Source organism: Pseudomonadota bacterium, assembly GCA_026388215.1.
Lineage (GTDB): Bacteria > Desulfobacterota > Syntrophorhabdia > Syntrophorhabdales > Syntrophorhabdaceae > JAPLKF01.
The window spans coordinates 1-2,666 of sequence record JAPLKF010000055.1 but is presented as its reverse complement, the minus strand read 5'-3'; the positions used below and the strand labels follow the sequence as shown (position 1 = coordinate 2,666).

General features: G+C 42.6%; 2 protein-coding genes. Both read right to left on the bottom strand.

From position 1 onward, the window contains the following. Nucleotides 1–80: 80 nt before the first annotated feature. Nucleotides 81–752 carry a hypothetical protein gene (locus NTU69_03840; protein MCX5802659.1) on the bottom strand — a complete coding sequence of 224 codons (672 nt, stop codon included), beginning with the start codon at nt 750–752 and terminating at the stop codon, nt 81–83. Between the two features lies 1 nt (nt 753). After that, nucleotides 754–2,616 carry a tRNA uridine-5-carboxymethylaminomethyl(34) synthesis enzyme MnmG gene (gene mnmG / locus NTU69_03835; GenBank protein ID MCX5802658.1) on the bottom strand — a complete coding sequence of 621 codons (1,863 nt, stop codon included), beginning with the start codon at nt 2,614–2,616 and terminating at the stop codon, nt 754–756. Nucleotides 2,617–2,666 lie beyond the last annotated feature (50 nt).

The window sequence follows — 2,666 nt, the reverse complement described above, 5'->3', positions numbered from 1 at the left end:
AATCTCCCCCTCCCTTTCGCCGTCTATTCCAAAATTTTTGCCCTCAAATACCGTACCATCCTCAAGGGCAATGAGCGCCTTCATCTATCCCCCTTGCACGCCTCCACACATATCCCGCAGATATGATGGCCAAGATTTTTCTCATTTTTAAATTTTTTTAGCATTTCAAAACATCCAAGATGATCAAACTGGGCAGCATCTTCCTTTATTGCACGGGCAGGACACACATCAATACATGCCATGCATTCCCCGCAATTCACATTGAGCGGTTTATCGGGGACAAGGGGCATGTCTGTAAGGACTGTATTATATCTGACCTGAGCCCCAAAGACAGGGTTAATGAGGAGATTATTTCTGCCTATCCAGCCTATACCAGAAATCTCCCCTACCCTCTTGTGGGAAATATGGGCTTTATGGTTCTGCCAGTCTACTACTTGAGAAGCAGCAAACGGCAAGGCCTTATAACCTCTCTTCTCTATCTCTCTTGCAAGAAAATACCCGATCATGTCTAACCGGTAATTCAACTGCCTGTAGTGATGAAGGTAGAGAAGATTGGGCCCATCTATTACAGTACTCAGTATACCTTTTGATAGTAAGAGACCAAAAGAGAGGGCAAATCGATACTCCTTCTGGATGCTGCCACTCAAACCAACAAAATCCTTTTTGTACAAAGAAAGTGCCCCAATCCCAAAGACATCAACGTCAAGCCTTTTTAGACACGCCACTATTTCACTATTATTATTCTCTTCCACTCTACAATATCCCCCTCTTTTTAAAATGTATCAGCAATGCAGTTATTGAAGCCGGGGTAACCCCGGGAATCCGGGAAGCCTGACCGAGAGAAAAGGGCTTAACCCTTGAAAGTTTTTCTATAACTTCCCTTGAAAGACCAGAAACTTCTTCGTATTTAGTATCAAGAGGTATCCTTTTATCCTCAAGCTTCTTTACCCTCTTCACCATGTCTGATTGTCTATCCGTATAGCCCTGGTATTTTATATTCAACTCCACCTGGTAAGCAATATCTTCCTCAACCTTATCCAATCTTCTTTCAATCTGTTTTACATTATCCATAGTGACTTCTGGTTTCTTTAGGAGTTCTGCCAGTGTCATAGGATTTTTTATCCCCTCGAACCCTAACCCCTTCAACATATTATTTGTTTCCTTTGACGGGGTTAGTCTTACAGACCTCAATATATTAAGTGTTTCATCAATCCTCGATTTTTTTCCAATAACCCTGTCGTATCGTTCCTTACCCACAACCCCTATGTTATATCCCTTCTCCGTTAACCTCAAATCGGCATTATCTTCCCTCAAGAATAACCTGTGTTCAGCCCTTGATGTAAACATCCGGTATGGCTCATCTACCCCCTTCGTAACAAGGTCATCAATCATTACACCTATATATGCCTCATCCCTGCCGAGTGTGAACATTCCATTTTCCCTGACCTTCAAGGCTGCATTTATACCTGCCATTAATCCTTGTGCCCCTGCTTCTTCATAACCCGTTGTTCCATTTATCTGACCTGCAAAGAATAGATTATTCACCACCTTTGTTTCGAGGGTCGGATAAAGCTGGGTGGGGTAAACAAAATCATATTCAATAGCATATCCTGGCCTTGTAATTTGAACATTTTCAAGACCATTGATACTTCGAAGCATGTCTATCTGAATGTCAAGGGGAAGGCTTGTAGCAAGGCCGTTCGGATAGTATTCTATCGTATCAAGCCCTTCCGGCTCTATAAATATCCTGTGCCTGGCCCTGTCCTTAAATCTTACCACCTTGTCTTCTATCGATGGACAATACCTGACCCCTGTTCCTTTTATTTTGCCTGTGTAGAGAGGAGATCTGTCAAGCCCTGATTTTATCGTTTCATGAGTTTTTTCATTCGTATACGTTATATAGCATGGTACAAGTCTATTGGTAATATGCTCCGTCAAAAAGGAAAAGGGCTTTGGCGGATTATCGCTGTGCTGAGGTTCGAGTTTTGAAAAATCTATTGTTCTTCCGTCAAGCCTCGGGCATGTTCCTGTCTTAAGCCTCCCCATCTCAAAACCCAGTTTCTTCAAACATTTAGAAAGACCGATTGAGGGAATGTCGCCCATCCTTCCTGCCTCAAAGTGTTCGAGCCCAACATGGATGAGCCCCTTTAAAAAGGTTCCGGTAGTGATAATAATGACTTTACCATTAAACCTTTCGCCCCATTTTGTTACAACACCGGTAACCGTCTTTTTGTTAACTAACAGTTTTTCAACAATGCCCTGCCTTACATAAAGATTTTCCTGTTCCCCAAGCCTCTTCTTCATTCTTAATGCATACTTCATTTTGTCTGCTTGAATACGTGTCGAGCGAACAGCAGGCCCCTTTTTCATATTGAGTATTCTGAACTGGATACCAGTGGCATCAATGTTTCTTGCCATTTCACCATCCAGCGCATCAAGCTCTTTTACGAGATGGCTCTTGCCAAGCCCACCTATTGCGGGATTACAGGACATGTATGCTATGTGGTCTAAATTTATCGTCAGAAGTAGCGTCTTTGCATGCATCCGTGAAGATGCCAAGGCTGCTTCACAACCTGCATGACCTGCCCCGACTACTATAACGTCAAATCTGTCCATTATCCCACCAAATCAAGTAATTACGCATATATTTTACCAATAATCAAGGG